This window comes from Chitinophaga sp. W3I9 (assembly GCF_050434025.1).
GTDB lineage: Bacteria > Bacteroidota > Bacteroidia > Chitinophagales > Chitinophagaceae > Chitinophaga.
In genome coordinates, this window is record NZ_JBNPWC010000001.1 from 6232427 (window position 1) to 6249385 (window position 16959).

At 48.3% G+C, this 16959-nt stretch carries 17 protein-coding genes; 3 read left to right on the forward strand and 14 right to left on the reverse strand.

Going from position 1 to position 16959, the window contains the following annotated elements; genetic code table 11:
• Positions 1–14 precede the first annotated feature (14 nt).
• Positions 15–1130 (reverse strand): aminotransferase class I/II-fold pyridoxal phosphate-dependent enzyme, encoded by a 1116-nt coding sequence (locus tag QFZ51_RS25235; RefSeq protein WP_429050189.1) that lies wholly within the window; start codon positions 1128–1130, stop codon positions 15–17.
• A 78-nt stretch (positions 1131–1208) separates the two neighbouring features.
• On the opposite strand from QFZ51_RS25235, the gene QFZ51_RS25240 reads away from it, so the two are divergent.
• The gene (locus QFZ51_RS25240; RefSeq protein ID WP_370907772.1) at positions 1209–1805 is read left to right on the forward strand and encodes a tRNA-(ms[2]io[6]A)-hydroxylase; all 597 of its coding nucleotides are present in this window, start codon (positions 1209–1211) and stop codon (positions 1803–1805) included.
• A 217-nt stretch (positions 1806–2022) separates the two neighbouring features.
• Here QFZ51_RS25240 and QFZ51_RS25245 read toward each other — a convergent pair whose 3' ends face one another.
• A complete protein-coding gene (locus QFZ51_RS25245) occupies positions 2023–4293 on the reverse strand; it encodes a patatin-like phospholipase family protein (RefSeq protein WP_429050191.1) in 2271 nt (756 codons plus the stop codon).
• Between the two features lie 161 nt (positions 4294–4454).
• On the opposite strand from QFZ51_RS25245, the gene QFZ51_RS25250 reads away from it, so the two are divergent.
• Positions 4455–5915 (forward strand): MFS transporter, encoded by a 1461-nt coding sequence (locus QFZ51_RS25250; protein WP_429050192.1) that lies wholly within the window; start codon positions 4455–4457, stop codon positions 5913–5915.
• Between the two features lie 35 nt (positions 5916–5950).
• On the opposite strand, the gene QFZ51_RS25255 is transcribed toward QFZ51_RS25250, so the two are convergent.
• The 12 genes from QFZ51_RS25255 to QFZ51_RS25310 form a co-directional block, all read right to left on the reverse strand.
• Positions 5951–6922 (reverse strand): GSCFA domain-containing protein, encoded by a 972-nt coding sequence (locus QFZ51_RS25255; RefSeq protein WP_429050194.1) that lies wholly within the window; start codon positions 6920–6922, stop codon positions 5951–5953.
• Between the two features lie 9 nt (positions 6923–6931).
• Positions 6932–7783: a hydroxymethylglutaryl-CoA lyase gene (locus tag QFZ51_RS25260; RefSeq protein WP_429050196.1), complete on the reverse strand. Its 852-nt coding sequence runs from the start codon at positions 7781–7783 to the stop codon at positions 6932–6934.
• 37 nt (positions 7784–7820) lie between these two features.
• Positions 7821–8642 (reverse strand): 23S rRNA (guanosine(2251)-2'-O)-methyltransferase RlmB, encoded by an 822-nt coding sequence (rlmB, locus tag QFZ51_RS25265; RefSeq protein ID WP_429050198.1) that lies wholly within the window; start codon positions 8640–8642, stop codon positions 7821–7823.
• Positions 8643–8662: 20 nt separating this feature from the next.
• The gene (locus QFZ51_RS25270) at positions 8663–9229 is read right to left on the reverse strand and encodes an NUDIX domain-containing protein (RefSeq protein ID WP_429050200.1); all 567 of its coding nucleotides are present in this window, start codon (positions 9227–9229) and stop codon (positions 8663–8665) included.
• A gap of 308 nt (positions 9230–9537) precedes the next feature.
• Positions 9538–9978: a GNAT family N-acetyltransferase gene (locus QFZ51_RS25275; protein ID WP_370907779.1), complete on the reverse strand. Its 441-nt coding sequence runs from the start codon at positions 9976–9978 to the stop codon at positions 9538–9540.
• A 129-nt stretch (positions 9979–10107) separates the two neighbouring features.
• Entirely contained in the window at positions 10108–11028 is a 921-nt protein-coding gene (locus tag QFZ51_RS25280) for an EamA family transporter (protein ID WP_429050202.1), read from the reverse strand.
• Complete coding sequence (locus tag QFZ51_RS25285) at positions 11021–12439, reverse strand: pyridoxal phosphate-dependent decarboxylase family protein (protein WP_429050204.1); 1419 nt, start codon at positions 12437–12439, stop codon at positions 11021–11023. The genes QFZ51_RS25280 and QFZ51_RS25285 overlap by 8 nt, the downstream gene beginning before the upstream one ends.
• A 111-nt stretch (positions 12440–12550) precedes the next feature.
• Positions 12551–13036 (reverse strand): methylated-DNA--[protein]-cysteine S-methyltransferase, encoded by a 486-nt coding sequence (locus tag QFZ51_RS25290; RefSeq protein WP_429050206.1) that lies wholly within the window; start codon positions 13034–13036, stop codon positions 12551–12553.
• A gap of 9 nt (positions 13037–13045) precedes the next feature.
• Positions 13046–13954, reverse strand: a complete 909-nt coding sequence (locus QFZ51_RS25295; protein WP_429050208.1) for a DNA-3-methyladenine glycosylase family protein — start codon at positions 13952–13954, stop codon at positions 13046–13048.
• Positions 13955–14014: 60 nt separating this feature from the next.
• Positions 14015–14287 carry a hypothetical protein gene (locus tag QFZ51_RS25300; RefSeq protein WP_429050209.1) on the reverse strand — a complete coding sequence of 91 codons (273 nt, stop codon included), beginning with the start codon at positions 14285–14287 and terminating at the stop codon, positions 14015–14017.
• A 99-nt stretch (positions 14288–14386) separates the two neighbouring features.
• Positions 14387–14827 carry a carboxymuconolactone decarboxylase family protein gene (locus QFZ51_RS25305; protein ID WP_429050210.1) on the reverse strand — a complete coding sequence of 147 codons (441 nt, stop codon included), beginning with the start codon at positions 14825–14827 and terminating at the stop codon, positions 14387–14389.
• 22 nt (positions 14828–14849) lie between these two features.
• Positions 14850–15197, reverse strand: coding sequence for a SnoaL-like domain-containing protein (locus QFZ51_RS25310; RefSeq protein ID WP_429050212.1), 348 nt, complete (start codon positions 15195–15197; stop codon positions 14850–14852).
• A 97-nt stretch (positions 15198–15294) separates the two neighbouring features.
• Here QFZ51_RS25310 and QFZ51_RS25315 point away from each other — a divergent pair, with 97 nt between their 5' ends.
• Positions 15295–16755 (forward strand): PLP-dependent aminotransferase family protein, encoded by a 1461-nt coding sequence (locus QFZ51_RS25315; RefSeq protein ID WP_429050213.1) that lies wholly within the window; start codon positions 15295–15297, stop codon positions 16753–16755.
• Positions 16756–16959: the final 204 nt, after the last annotated feature.

Consider the following 16959-nt stretch of genomic DNA (forward strand, 5'->3'; position numbering starts at 1 on the left):
TGATTCATAACCGCTTATGCCTGTAATACTTTTATAAGATGGTCCACCTCTTCCGGCGTATTAAAACTATGCAATACAATGCGAAGGCGCTCCGCTCCCCTGGGAACCGTAGGATGCAGGATGGGCCGCACATCCAGTCCGGCCGACTGTAACCGCTGCGCAATGCCGCGGGTATGCTCATTACCGCGTGTCAGCACCGCCTGTATGGGTGTGGTGCCCGGCAGCAATTCCGCATTGACAATACCGGCGCGGAATTGCGCAATCAACTGCGACAGCTTTTCTCTTTCTGCCTGCATGTACGGAAATGCGGCATAACCCGCCTCTATGGCAGCCAGTGCAGCGGGTGGTAAGGAAGTAGTATAGATAAAGGACCGGGAGAAGTTGATCAGGTAATCGCGTAATATCTCCGAACCCAGCACCACGGCGCCATGACAGCCAACTGCTTTTCCAAAGGTATGAATACGCGCAAAGCAGGCGGCCGTTAATCCGAGATGCTGCACCAGCCCTTCTCCCCTGTTGCCGATGATGCCGGTAGCATGCGCTTCATCTACTATCAGGTGGGCGTTGTATTGCCCGCAAATGGCTGCAATAGCAGCCAGGGGAGCCAAATCACCATCCATGGAATACACCGATTCTATCGCAACAAAAATATTTCCCGTGGCATGTTTCAGTTTCTTTTCCAGGTCAGCAACATCGTTGTGTACAAATGAAAACGACTGTGCCGCCGATAAACGCACACCATCACGGATAGACGCATGTATCAGCTGATCGTAAATGATGGTATCTCCCTTGCGGCCCAGACAGGAAAACACGCCCAGGTTGGCATCATATCCCGAGTTATAGATCAGACCTGCTGCTGCCCCATGAAAATCTGCCAGGTCGCGTTCCACAGAAACAATCCACTCATAATTACCCGCCAGCAGCCTTGATCCGGTGCTGCCATGCGCCGGGTGCCTTTCCTCCATCAACGTATGTATATACTCCCTTACTGTTGCATTCCTGGCCAGCCCGAGGTAATCATTGGAACAAAAATCCACGTTATCCCCCGGCAGCCTCAATTCGCGGAACGACTGCTGTTCCCTGCGCTCATCCAGCAACTGCGCTAAAAAAGAAGTACTGTCTTTACTCATGATCTGTGTTTATCGATGCACAATTTAAACTTTGCCGTTATCTTCGCAAAAAAGCCGCAGGCTAACCGCTATTTTCATATGAGCAAAGTATCAATACTCGGACTAAAACTGCCTACCGATCCACGATGGGTGAATCTGGCCGCCATTTCATTACAGGACATTCTTACGGATCACGCCTATTGCGAACAAAAAGCGGCATCTTCCGCTATTTCGCTGATCCAGCGCAACCCCGAAAGAACAAGGATGGTAGAGGAACTGGCGCCCATTGTTACAGAAGAATGGGGACACTTCCGGCAGGTGCTTGCTGAAATGAAAAAACGCGGCCTCTCTTTAGGACGGCAACGGAAAGATGATTATGTAAATGCCCTGATGGATAACCGGGTGAAAGGTGGTCATGCAGACGACAGCTTCCTCGATGCCCTATTGATCTTTGCACTGATCGAAGCCCGCAGCTGTGAGCGTTTCCGCCTGCTGAGCGAGGGTCTGGAAGACGAATATATGCGCGAATTCTACCGCAAATTCATGATCTCCGAAGCAGGACACTACCGCCTCTTTATTGACCTGGCCAACGAATATTTCCCGGAAGAAAAAGTGCGCAACCGCTGGCAGGAGTGGCTGAAAATGGAAGCGGAAATACTGCAAAACATCGATGTCCGCGGCGACCGGATGCACTAGCGCGGATTTTGTCTTTCTCGCTGATTACGCTGATTATACTGATTTCTTTGATTTTTACTTTTGGATTTTTTTCTGACTTTCTTAAAAATTGATATAATTAAGGGAGATAAAAGCGAATATATTCACTTTTATCTCCCTTAATCCTTATAAAATCCAAAAGTAAAAATCAAAGAAATCAGTATAATCAGCGTAATCAGCGAGAAAGACAAAATCCGCATTAAAAATTAAACCCGAGGTTCACATAAAACTTCAGCCGGCCCGACTGGTCATTGTACATCACCGTAGCCTCTACAGGTCCCAAACGGCTGCTGTAGCCTCCGCCCAGGCCATAACCGGCGAGATATTGGTATTTTCCACCACCGGAAATTTCCCCGTCATATACGGCTGCGCCAACCCTTGGAATAGCAAAGATATTGCGCAGCACTTCGTATTGCCAGGCTACCTGCACCGCACTGACTTTTGACGTAATTACCTCTCCCTCGTATATCCCCACGAAAGGCACCTGGTTCCGGGTGATATTGGTCATACCGCCAACGACAAATGCATTAACCACCGATTCTTTATAATTAAGATTATACCCGATATTACCATCCAGCTCTATGGCCGATTTACGGCCCAACGGGATATAGTATTTCAGGTTCAGCGCCAGGCGCTGATAATCTTGGAAGCTTACACCAAGCGTATCATAGTCCTGTTCCACCCCTTGCGAGCTCACTTTAATGCCCGGATGCTGGTTATAGATATGTCCCGCTTCCAGGTCCAGCAACAATCCCCTGGTAGGATATATTTTCTGGTTGAGGGAATTGATACCGAAATTAATATAGGTATTCAGCTGGTTGGTACTGCCCCGCACCTCCATAAAATTGGACAGCTGCGGCTTGTATTTAATGTACTCCCAGCGTGTTCCTGCACCCACCGACATATTCCGGTTGAAGGTATACTGCATATCCACGTTCACGTTCGCATACTTGCTGCGATAAGGTTGTAGTTTATTAAAATCAATATCGTAAAAGGTAAGACCGTTGTTCTCGTAATAGGTGCTGAGCCCAAAACCGAAATTCCGGCTGCGGCCCAGGTATTTGAAATATTCCGCCTCCAGCCGGGGATTTTCACTGATCACCGCTGTCACAAACGACCGGGAGTTAGGCACAATGAAATTCCGCTGGGTTAAATTAATAATAGCATTGGCGCCGGTAAAAGTGTTATAGTTCAGCGCAAATTTCACGTAGGTAAGCGGATTTTCCTCTACCTGTATATCCATCCGGCTTTTGCCATATCCTTCCGGCACGAGATTATACGTAATCAGTTTATAAAAGCGGGTGCCGTAAACATTCAGGATGGCATTTCGCAGCTGTGCCGGCGTATAACAGCCACCGGGCTTGAGATGCAGCCGTTGTAAAAAAAATTTCTGATCAGAGTGAACGAGGCCGTTCACCTGAACGCCGCTCAGTTCTATATCCGTGGCAAACGGGAGCCGGTCGGCTACAAAAGGAGGCTGGGGGTATAAAGCATTCAGTGAATCTGCGAGGTGTTTGAAAACAGGATACATCTCCCTTCCTTTCCTGCGGCCCGCTTCAATAATAGAGTCCACGCTGCCGAAGCTCGCGGCGGAATAGTTCTCCAGCTCCTTGTTCATCGGCACATAAATATCACATTGTTTAATGGCTTTGGTGAAATCGTCTGCATCTTTATAAAATCCCAGCTGGTAAAGGATATCAAAAGGAGTCACCAGTTGGTCCGCTCTACGCAAACCACCGCTTACATTGGCGCCAATCACAATATCTGCGCCCATTTCCTTGGCGGTGATAACGGGGAAGTTACGGACTACCCCTCCATCCACCAGCTTACGGTCGCCGATTTTTACAGCCGTGAAAATAGAAGGAATGGCCATACTGGCACGCAAACAGGTCACTATTTCCCCGCTGTCGAGTGTTACAATATCACCAGTAGATACATCAGTAGCAATACATTTAAAAGGGATATTAAAGTCTTCAAAGTTCTTGATGTCCTTCACCGGCCAGCAGAGCTTTGCCAGTTCCAGCCACAGCGCTTCACCGGAAATTACGCCGGAAGCCAGCTTAGGCTTACCATATTCGAAAGGAATTTCAATGATGTATTTGTTGTACTCCCGTTTTTCTTCATAGGAAATATCAGTAAGAACGGGTTGATTGGAGAACAGGCTGTTCCAGTTCAGCTTACGGGCGGCCTCTTCTATTTTGTTCCCGGAATAACCCATCGCATACAACGATCCTACGATACTTCCCATACTGGTACCCGTTACAATATCAACCTTCAGCCCTGCGCTGTCTATTGCCTCCAGGATACCAATATGCGCCAGGCCACGGGCGCCGCCGCCGCTGAGCGTTAATCCTATTTTAGGTCTGTTACTGATCGTTTGCTGAGCCTTCACGGTATAGTGACACGTAATAAAAGCTAACAACAATAAACTGAGAACCCGGGTGATGTGAGCTTTTGATCCCTGCTTCATTGTAAATAATTGGCCCTTATTAAAGATAAGGCTTTATAAACATTCCCGGATGTTAAGCACAAGAGATTTTTAGTTGGACATTTGCTCTCATTGTAAATATTCATTATCTTATTCCCCGCAAAAAGCTCAGTACAAAAAGCTGGCGTTTACAATTAACACGTATGAAGAACTCGCTCCCCTCGCAAAACATCTGGCAGGTTATCATGGCCTCGTCGGCTGGTACGCTCATTGAATGGTACGACTTTTACATCTTTGGCAGCTTATCCGCCATCATTGCTGAAAAGTTTTTCCCGCCCAGTAATCCGCAGCTGGCCTACATCGCCACGCTGGCTACCTTCGCGGTGGGCTTTATTGTGCGTCCCTTTGGTGCCATTGTATTTGGCCGTCTCGGCGATATGGTAGGACGTAAATACACGTTCCTGCTCACGCTGCTCATCATGGGCGGCTCTACCTTCGCTATCGGCCTCATTCCCAGCTACCATACCATTGGTATACTGGCGCCCATACTGGTACTGATACTCCGCCTCGCGCAGGGCCTGGCCCTGGGTGGCGAATATGGCGGCGCCGCTACTTACGTGGCAGAGCATTCGCCCGACAACCGCCGCGGCTACTACACCAGCTTCATACAAACCACTGCCACACTGGGCCTGTTTGTATCGCTGGGCGTGATCCTGGTTACCCGTATGCTCATGACACCCGATGATTTCAACAACTACGGCTGGCGGATACCTTTCCTCCTGTCGGTGCTGCTGGTCATTATGTCCTATTACATACGGATACGCCTGCACGAATCCCCCCTGTTCGCCCAGATGAAGAAAGAAGGGAAAACCTCTTCCAACCCCATCAAGGAAAGCTTTGCCAATAAGGAAAACCTGAAACTGGTCATGATAGCGCTCTTTGGCGCCGCAATGGGTCAGGGCGTGGTTTGGTACACCGGACAGTTCTATGCGCTTTCCTTTCTCCAGAAAACCATGAACATAGAATTTGTGCAATCCAATATCATCATTGCCATTGCACTGCTCCTGGCTACACCGTTCTTTATTTACTTCGGCTCCCTGTCCGACCGCATCGGCCGTAAAAAGATCATGCTCACAGGCATGCTGCTGGCCGCTCTTGCCTACTATCCCATCTATAAAGCGATGGATAATATCGGCAATGTGCAGCTGAAACAGGAACAAACAGAGCTGTTCAGGATAGAAAGTAATTCTTCCAAAAGTGAATCCGGGGAACTGGTACTTAAAACCACCCGCGTGCATAGCTATACCGATGGCAGCATCCTGAAGGAAACAGCTGACAAAAAGGAACTGACCGTAAGCCGTATGAATATCATGTGGCTGGTGATCCTCATATTCATCCAGGTACTGTTTGTAACCATGGTATATGCGCCTATTGCGGCTTTCCTGGTGGAACTGTTCCCAACGCGCATCCGGTACACCTCTATGTCGCTGCCCTACCATATCGGTAACGGTGTTTTCGGCGGACTGTTACCCACCATTTCCACCATCCTGGTAACCAATACCGGCAACCACCTGGCAGGATTGATTTACCCGATCGGTATTGCCGTCATCTGTTTTGTAGTAGGTATTATTTATCTGAAAGATAAAAGAGGCATTCCGTTGTAAACGGGGTAAAGCGGAGGGACATTCCCTCCGCTTTACTATTGAAAACGCTGCAGCAGATCATCCAGCTTCAGTTGCGGATGAGCCGCCATCAGTTGCTGTACCTTTGCGGCGTAATGTGCCAGAAATTGGCGGTGCTGGGCACTTTCAGGGTTAAAAGGCCGGTGATTGGCCGCCCGGTTTATTTCGGCAATGCTATGCAGCAATTCCTGGCTGCCAGGACTGATACCCGCCTTCACCACCTGCTCCCAAACATAGTTAACCGCCAGTTCATTGGGATGCACCATATCTTCTTTATAAAAACGATAATCGCGCAAATCATCTATTACCAGCTCATATGCCGGGAAATAAAACAGCCGGTTAAACTTGTTCACCAAGTGATGAACCGCCTGTAGTAGTATGGCTTTGCTGAGATTATTTTCCACCACCCCATCACGGATGTAACGCACCGGGCTAACGGTGAAGAGTATATTAATTTTCTTATTGCGGAAAAACAGGCGATGCATTACATTATCCAGCGCGGTTACTATTTCATCTACCGTGAGCAGGCGTTTGTAGAAGTTTCCGGCCGGCACCTTATGACAGTTACCCACCAGGCGGTTATTTTCTTTCAAGATGTAAGCATGCGCAGACCCCAGCGTAATGATGAGCCAATCGGCGTTGTCAATAGCATGCGTGGCGGCCGCCTGCGTCCGGTGAATGTTTTCCAGCGTGGCTTCCGCCGTAAGGCCGGAGAAACGGCTGTGATGATCCCAGCTGTTCCACAGATCATTGTGCTGGAAAAGATCTCCGGCAGTATATACTTTCCCGTCGAGATAGGAAGTCAGGGCTTTTGTAATGCTAAGTGGATTATATAAAATGCCGTGAGGGTTCACCACGGTATTAAAGCGGTGTTCCTGCAGCTTTTCGCCTATTTCTTCCGCAAAACAGGACCCCATCAGCAATAGCTCATGATCGTACTGAATGGCTGAAGACAATGGCGCTACCGGAAAGCTTAAATGAAATTGCATGTAATACAGTTAATCTTTAAAAACAGCATCTGCCAGTCGCTGTGTGCCCCTCAATGCCGTCATATCCAGTGTGAGCGGCTCTTTCCGCTGATGACAGAAAGCGATGAGGTTCTCCGTTGCCAGGTTGCCTACCAGCTCATCTTTGGCCATAGGGCAACCGCCGATTCCTTTAATGGAGCTGTCGAACCGTTTGCAACCCTGCTCATAGGCGGCCAGCACCTTATCTTCCCAGTTGTGCGGCGCCGCGTGAAAATGTGCGCCGAATTCCACGTCGGAGTAGGCCGGTATGAGGTGTTTGAACAGACCGGTAATAGTAGCAGGATCTGCAACACCTACCGTATCTGCGAGGGATATAATGCCGATTTCCATCTTCACCATTTCTTCTACCCACTGTAATACAATTTCCGGGCTGTAAGGGTCTCCATAAGGATTACCAAAGCCCATAGAAATATAGATCACCAGCTCTTTCCTGTTCTTAATGCACAGTTCCTGCATGGAATGTACCTGCTCCAGGGATTCCGCAATGGTTTTATTGGTATTTCTTAGCTGGAAAGTTTCTGATATAGAGAAGGGAAAGCCCAGGTAATTGATTTCATCAAATACCACCGCTTCTTCTGCTCCCCGCAGGTTAGCCACAATGGCCAGCAGCTTACTTTTGGAACCAGACAGCTGCAGCCGGGGAATCACATCTTTCGTGTCAGCCATCTGTGGGATGGTTTTGGGAGATACAAAGCTGCCAAAATCGATGGTATCAAAACCTACTTTTAACAGGGAATTCAGGTACTGCACTTTTTCATCCGTACTGATCATTCTGTGCCAGCCCTGCATGGCATCACGAGGGCATTCAACTAGTTTTAGCATAGTAAACCATTTTCTTTGCGGGTTCCCGCGGGTCCGCTTAAATATTTACCGTTCTTTGTTTCAGTGCTTCATACAAAATGATGCCGGCCGCCACAGATACATTAAAAGATTCGAAGTTGCCAGCCATCGGAATACGGAACAATACATCGGAAGCCTTTATCAGCGCAGGATACACGCCTTTATCTTCCGAACCCATGATCACTGCCACCGGCTCCCTGAGATCGCAATCGTACAATTTTATTTCTGTTTCCATTTCACTGGCCATCACCTTGATACCATTGAGATGCAGGGTATCAATGGCTTTGTTCAGGCTGTTGACCCGGCAAACCGCGATACTTTCCAATGCACCGGCAGATGATTTCACAGCTTCTTCGTTCAATGCGGCAATGCCTTTATCAGGAATAATGATGGCCTGTGCGCCACAACACACCGCACTGCGGGCAATAGCGCCTATATTACGCACATCTGTAATACCATCCAGTATGAGGAACAACGGGGTTTCTCCCTTTTCCGTAACATGCGAAATCACATCCTGCAGATCCAGGTAGGTAACGTTGCCGGCAATGGCTACCACTCCCTGGTGATTGGCCTGGGTAAGCCCGTTGAGCTTCTCCACCGGAACATAATTAATGGGAATATTGTTGGTTTGGGCCAGCTCCCTTATTTGAGGTATTATATCGCCGGTAGCGGTGCGCAGCATAAAGATGCGCTCAATCGACTTCCCCGTGCTCAGGGCTTCCAATAACGGCTGACGGCCAATAATCATAGTAGATTGCTTTGGCCGCTGCGTTGCATATTTTTTCGGGCCACGTTGCCCGTCTTTTCTTTCACCTTTGAAAGCGTTAAATTTCCTTTCCATTTGCTGCAAAGGTAACGGGTTTATTTGTTTAATAAGCCTTCATAGCCCATTAGCTTTACTTTTTGTATAGCCGCTACCGATAAGGAATCCGTGATTTCAAAGTTATTTACCATCTGGTAGGCTTCTTCAAAAGGCACTTTTTTAACGATCAGCTGCTCCGTTTCTTCCGGCTCAGCCACCCGCTGCTCCAGCCCCCGGGCCAGGAACACCACCCCTTCTTCATCAGAAACAGAATTGGAGAGCGCCATACGCGTAATCACTTCCCAATGAGATGCCACCAGGCCGGTTTCTTCCAGCAATTCCCTTTTGGCGGTGTCCAGCGCCGTTTCCTTTCCCAGCGGAGCACCTCCTTCGGGGATTTCCCAGCAAAACCGCTTTAACGGGAAACGGTATTGTCCGACGAGGTAAATATTCATCTCATCATCCAGCGCCACCACCCCTACAGCGAGGTTCTTAAAATGAACCACGCCATAAATGCCGGCGCCGCCGGCGGGGTTCAACCCCTCGTGATGCCAAATGCTGATCCAGTTATTGTCATATCTCATTTCCCTGGAGTGAATGGTCCAGGGGTTCTTGGTTGTATCCATCGCTTTGTGGTGCTGCGGGGAGATCGCCTTCGGCGATGCGGATTTTGTCTTGAGCGCTGATTACGCTGATTATACTGATTTTTTTGATTTTGTTTTTTTTGATTTTTCTTCTGATTTCTCTTTTGATTTTTATACTTAATTAGGGAAGCAAGTATGTTAACGTACATTTTACTTTTTTACTAAGAAATATGTCAACAAGAAAATCAGAAGAAAAATCAAAAAAAACAAAATCAAAAAAATCAGTATAATCAGCGTAATCAGCGCTCAAGACAAAATCCGCATCGCCGAAGGCGATCTCCGCGCGTTTTTTAAAGTGCTTTATAATAGTAGTAGGAGTTCGTGTCTTTCCTGAACCCTTCTTTTTCGTAGAGTTTCTGCGCCCCGGTGTTGGCAATGTAAGTTTGCAGCATCAGCCACGCCGCGTTGGTGGACTTACCGTATTCCGCTGCTTTATCCAGCAAGGCTTTGCCGGCGCCCATGCCCCGGTGTTCTTCCAATACGTATAGGTCGTTGAGCAGCCAGCCTCTTTTCATGCCCAGGGAAGTGAAGATGGGATACAGCTGTGTGAAACCAATTATTTCGGCATCCAGCATCACCACAAATATTACACTGTCTTTTTGCGCAATCCTTTCAGTAATAAAACCAAGTGCCCCTTTAAAATCGGGCGCCTGATCATAATAACTGCGGTAGGCGTCAAACAGTACCGCCACTTCATTCGTATGTAACTCCGTTGCCTGAATAACATCCATAAAATAACAGATTTAAAAATCCATCTCAATTTAATTCATTTCCATAACAAAAGAAAAGATGCTCTGTCCGGTAAACACCGGGGTGAGCATCTGTCTATTAACTTCTACCTTAAAAAATTATAGCTATTATTATTTTGCAGTCGCTGCAAGACTTTTCTTACTTTTATTCACCGCACTGTTTACCAGGTACACGCCGCCAATAGTGATCAGGGAACATACACCCGTTAACCAGGTAAGGCTTTCATGCAGGATGAGCCATCCCAGCAACACCGCTACCACGGGATTGATGTAAGCATAAATAGATACCTGTGCAGGCGGAAGATTATTCAACGCAAACACATAAGCAGAATACGAAAACACCGAACCTACCAGTACCAGGTACAACAGGCTTTCCCACAATTCAGTCGTAAAACTTTCTACTTCCACGTGCTGTCCCAGGAAAAAAGTTGCTACCAGCAACATGATGATTCCGCTGAAAAACATCTGGAATCCTGCGCCATACAGGTAATTCACGCCCAGCGACCACTTGGCAGTGAGTACAGATCCCAATGCCCAGAATATACAGGAAATGAAACCAATGATGATTCCGAACTGGAAATCCGGGTTCATAAGACTTGATAAATAATTATAGAAGATGCCCGCTACACCGCCAAAGCCCAGGATCATACCAATGATGAGCTGCAAACTAAGCCGGGTACGTTGTACCAGGAAATAACTGGCAATGGTGATCCAGATAGGAATGGTGGCCGCAATGATCGCTCCCAGTCCGCTGGGAATATACCTCAGCGCCCAGGTAAGTAAACCGTTACCACCGCATAACATGAGTGTACCAATGACAAATAATTTCGACAACACTATTTTTCCCGGTAACTTATATCCCTTCAGTAAAAAAAATCCGGTGATCAGGAATCCGGCTGCCGCCTGTCTTATGCCTGCCAGCATCACTCCGTGCATGTGTCTTACGCCCACGCTGGATGCCAGGTAAGTGGTTCCCCAGAAAATACTTACAATGGCAAGCGCGATGTAAGCATTTGTATTTGATTTACGCATAAGTATATTTATTCACTATTTTCTCCGCCAGTACTTTCATGGTGTCATAGGCCATCAATACATCTTTTCCGCTGGTACGCCAGTTCACCAATGCCGCGCGGATGGCCTGCCGGCCGGCATACGACGTGGCCGTCATACATACCACCCCGCTGTCGTTCAGCGCATCCAGGAATTCCTGTACCGCTTCTGCTTCTACTTCCGGCGCAACTTCCAGCGTGAAGCAAACCACGCAAAGCCTTACCGGCGACAACAACACAAAATTGGGGTCTGTCTCCAGCAGGCTGCCCAATTGTTTGGCCAGTGAAATATTATTTTCAACGATCCAGCGGTAGCCTTCCTTTCCGTAGGCCATCAAAGAAAACCAGGCCGGTAAAGCGCGCTGACGGCGCGAGTTTTCAGGAATATGATTAATGAAATTAAATTGGGTTGCCGGATCGCCTAAGTAAGCGGCGCCCGCGTTCTGAAACACAGCCGATTGCAACTGCGGGTGCCTGCAAAATATCATCGCGGCATCATATGGTACATTCAGCCATTTATGCGCGTCGATGGTGATACTGTCTGCCTCTTCCCATCCATTCAGCAGGTGTTTCCACTGATCGCTGCAGGCAGCGAATCCGCCGAAAGCGGCATCCACATGCAGCCAGAAGCCATATTCCTTTTTCAGTTGCACCAGTGCGGCGATATCATCAAAATCAACGGTATTCACGGTGCCTGCGTTGGCCACGTAAATAATAGGAGTTCCTTTATGTGCTTCGAGATATTCTTTCAGCGCCGCAATGTCTGCACTTTCACGACCAGGCAATGCGGGAACACGCACCAGGTGATTGCGTCCTATGCCGATCATGGAGATGGCTTTACCGATACTGGAATGTGGTACGGCAGATACTACTTTTAATCCGGGGAGCGCGGCTACGCCATCCGCGGCAATGTCTATCCCATGCTGCAATCCCACCCATTGCCGGCCGGTAGCCAGGCCGGTGAAGTTGGACATGGTAGCGCCGGAAACAAAGCATCCCAAAAATGCTTCTGGCAATCCGAATAATTCTTTCAGTAAAGCAATGGTTTCCGTTTCAATATAATAGGCAACTGAACTTTTGTCAGAAGAATTAAGATCCATCGCAGCGGCCAGCCAATCGCCCATCAGTGCGGCAGGCGTAACGCCGCCGGTTACAAAGCCCCAGTAGCGCGGCCCTGCGGCTGCGGTAATGCTGTTGCCATATTGTTGCCGGAAAGCTTCCAACGCAGCCGCCCCACCTAACCCTGTACCGGGAACGGATACACGGCTGTTGATGTCCACCTTTTTATCGGCTGCCAGTTTATCTATTGCGGATAAAAACCTGCTGCTGAAATCTTTGGTTAACTGCAATAACTGATCTGTATGTTTAAGGTCTTCCTGCAATTTCAATTCCATGATTACTCGTTGTTGATGAGAATTTTCGGGTGGTAATGCAGGAACAAAATTGCGATAAATTATTATCTGAAAACAGATCCAGTTTTAGAAATATCGACCATATCAGATTTATCAGAACAAACCGGTAAATAAATCAGTGCGCTCATGCTCCAGGAGCCAGCGTTTGCGCCAGAGGCCACCGGCATAACCCGTGAGTGTGCCATTGCTGCCAATTACACGGTGACAGGGCACAATGATGGCCAGTTTGTTTTTACCGTTGGTAGTGCCCACTGCGCGGATGCTTTTGGGATTATGTATCCTGCGGGCGAGTTGCTGGTAAGAAATGGTTTGTCCGAATGGAATAGCAATTAGTTGTTGCCACACCGTTTGTTGAAACGCGGTTCCTTCCTGGGCAATAGGCAGGTCAAAAACTTTACGGTCGCCCGCGAAATACTCATACAGCTGTTGCGCGCAATCCAGCAGTAGTGCGGGCGCCTGGGGAAAATCCACCGCGGGTTGATCTGTAAAAGAAACAGCAGTTATAACGTGTGCGGTACCACTGATCAGCAGCGGTCCAACGGGGGAGTCTATACGTAGATGATACAATCCGTCTTCCATGAAATTAATCTATTGGGGTAATAATGATCTCCACAAATAAAAAGTGGCATACGCTGCATACTCCTTCCACGGTTTTGTATACTCCTGTAACGCTGGCATAGAAGGCTTGGCTTCCAAATTTAATCTATTTTTTATTGCATTCTGCAATCCAACATCTTCCAATAAAACAGATTGCGGAAAACGGCGGTACTTCATCAACGCATAGTTGGCCGACCAGTTACCGATTCCCTTCATCGCTACCAGGCTTTCACGCGCGGCCTCATAGCTCATGGTATCCAGCCTGGCCTCGCTGAGCGCGCCGCTGGCCATTTGCCTGGCGGTTTCCACAAGGTATAATGCTTTGCTACGCGAAAACTGCATGGGTGTAAGCTGGTCAGGAGTTAATGCAGCTATCACCTTTGGATGCGGGTATAAATAAAAATCGGTGTTGTCTACTACCACATGATAGCCAAACTGCCGGATAAACCGCTGCCGCAGCGTATAGGCGAAGGCGAGGTTTATCTGCTGACCTATTACCGGCCAGGTGATGGCTTCAAAAAGGTCGGGCATACCTATGAGGCGCAGGCCATTGTATTTTTCTGCGAGCCCTTTTAAGAGCGGGTCTGTTTGTGTATACTGGTAAAACGGTTGCAGATTGGCATCCAGGTGCCACCAATGCGTGATATACCTGATAATGGGCGCTTCTGCCACTGCTTCGCCGGCAGGCGCCAGTATGGTGGCTTCCAGGAAGTCTTTCTTTGAACCAGGCGCAATTTCCACTACTACAGGCTCCCCTTCCGACAACAGCATACGCCGCACCTTTCCCTGGTGTATATAATGCAAACATTCTTTATCCGATCTTCCCAGGAAACGCAGGCATTCTTCAAAGGAGAAATGCGCCGGGTCATTGATGGGGATCATTATTTTCTGCAAAGCCATGTCGCGAAAATACGGAAAGCGGGCATCTTTGATTTACGGATTCTTGCGGATTTGGTGGGACTAAGCCAGATACACCAGCGCCCCCGGCAACATACCTATCATACCGCCAATAATGCTGGCCACCGCGTCCATTACGTCGTAGTGCCCTTTGCCGGTAATTAATGAAAACAACTCAAAGCCGTAGCTGATAACGATGACCACTGCCAGGGCCACAAGGGCTGCCAGTAGCGGGCTGCCCGGGAACATCATTGCCGAAGCCACTTCAAGCACAGCCCCCATGGGGATACCAACGAAAAAATGCTTCCACTTATCAGGCGCTATCTTATTAAACATATCCAATATAAAATTACCCGCCAGGAAGATAATATATATTCACGAAGGCGCCTCCAACTAATGCTTCAGCCGGAGGCGCCCTGGTAATGACGGGTACAGTCAGTCCTGTGGCAATGTCCTGGAAGTGATCGCAATGCGGTTCCAGGAATTAATGGCCACAATAGCCATCGTGATCGTGGCAATTTCCTGTTGTGTAAAAACCGCCTGCGCAGCTTTGTATACTTCGTCCGGTACACGGGAAGTACTTATCAGCGTAACCGCTTCGGTAAGTGCGAGGGCTGCACGCTCCTTCTCCGTATAGTAAGGCGATTCCTCCCAGGCGGGAAGCGCGTAAATGCGTTGCTCCGTTTCTCCCATCTGCCGGGCTTCCTTGGTATGCATATTCAGGCAGAAAGCGCAGCCATTGATCTGTGAGGCGCGGATTTTAATCAGTTCTGTGAGGGTTTTATCAAGACCGCTTTCATTAACAAATGTCTGTAATCCCATCATAGCGTTAAATGCGCCGGGCAGGAGTTTGTACACGTCCATTCTTGCTTCCATAATTATATTTTTTTAAGATGATTTAGTAGAAGAACTGCTCGCTGATAATTTTACCGTCACGTACTTTATAGATACAAAGTTCATTTCTCATGCGGCGGCCAATGCCATTGACTGTTACATCCATCAGTAACTGTATGGCGAAATAATCATCTGCCACAACCGGATCGGAGATTTCCAGCAGGTGCCTTTCCGTGATGCTGTCGAGGAACGCCTGTTCCTTTGCCATGATAGCCGGTAACCCCGTAGTGGTGCGGCCATCCGGCTCCAGGTTCACCGCGTTTTCATGAAACAGGGTGGCCTGCGCTTCCGGAAACTGCCATGCCCTGCAGAGTTGTACCAGCGTTTGTGCAATTTGTTTAACAACAGTCATGCGTATCAGTTTAAGGTTACAAATTAACGGCAAAAAACACCACCAAAACAGATACAGAATTATCGATATTAAACCATAACAGATTAACTTTGGAAAGATGAAAAAGAACAACGGGTTTATATATCTTCAGCTGGCTGAAAAGATCCAGCATATGATCAGTGAAGGCGTATATGCGGTGGGCGACAAACTCCCTTCTGTAAGATCCCTGCACCAGGAGCATGGCATCAGCATCAGTACTGCCCTGCAGGTATACAACCACCTGGAGAAAAAGGGCTGGGTGGCCTCCCGAGAAAAATCAGGATACTTTGTACACTATTCAAAAAAGCTGCGTCCTGAACTGCCGCCGGTAACAGATCCAGTACCTACTGCGCTGAAAGTGGAGATCAATGAAAAGCTGGCCATGTTCCGGAAAACCAGTGAATCGCATAAAACCATTTCGCTGATAGGCGCCCTGCCGGATGTATCGCTGCTGCCGGATGTAAAGCTAAAGAAAGCGCTGCAGCTGGTAGCGCGGGAATTGGATCCTTCCTACATTCCGTACGGTGATGTTTATGGTCATGAACCTTTCCGGAAACACATTGCCAGGCATTGCCTCAACTGGGGCCGGGCCGTATCACCGCAGGATATTATTGTTACCAACGGCGCTATGGAAGCCGCCAGTCTTTGCCTGCGCGCTGTAGCCAAAGCCGGCGACACTATTGCCATTGAATCGCCTACATTCTTCGGGTTGCTGATGGCCATTGAAAGCCTGGGCATGAAAGCGTTGGAAATACCCACCGACCCGGTAACCGGTGTAAGCCTCAGTAAACTGGAAGACGCTTTCAAACAAAAGAAGGTACGGGCCTGTCTTTTTGTAAGCAACTACAACAACCCCATGGGCTGTTGTATCCCCGACAACAGCAAGGAACAACTGGCGAAACTCCTGAAAAAATACCAGGTGCCACTGATAGAAGATGATGTGTACGGCGATCTGCATTTTGCACCGGAGCGGCCAAGAACCGTAAAATCCTATGATGAAGAAGGGCTGGTGCTTTACTGTTCATCCTTTTCAAAATCCATTGCTGCAGGCCTCCGCATAGGCTGGGTGATTGGCGGCCGTTACCAGGAAAAAATAGCACAGCTGAAGTTCATTACTTCCGGCGGCACCAGCATGTTGCCGCAATTAGTACTGAGCAAATTCCTGGACCAGCAGCGACTGGACCTTCACCTGAAATCCCTGCGGCAATCGCTGAACATGCAAACCATGCAGATCACGAAAGCAATACAGGAATATTTCCCGGAAGATACACAACTGACGCGCCCCAACGGCGGCATCAGTTTATGGGTGGTACTTTCCCCCAAAATCAACACATGGAAGCTACACGAAGAGGCCGTGGAGCAAGGGATCACATTTACACCCGGCGCCCTCTTTTCAAGCCAGGACCGCTACCAGAACTGCCTCCGCCTGACCAACTCCAACCCCTGGAGCGACGACCAGGAGTGGGCTATTCAAACATTGGGCCGGCTAATGGGAAGGCACGATCGCCGCGGATTTTGTCTTGGCTCAGGATTACGCTGATTTTACTGATTAGCTGGATTTTTACTTTTTGGATTTTTTTAGATTTTTTGATTTTCTTATAATATTAATTAAGGGAGATAAAAGCGAATATATCCGCTGCTATCTCCCTTAATCCTTTATAAAATCCAAAAGTAAAAATCCAGCTAATCAGTAAAATCAGCGTAATCCTGAGCCAAGACAAAATCCGCACAGATTTAATTTTTG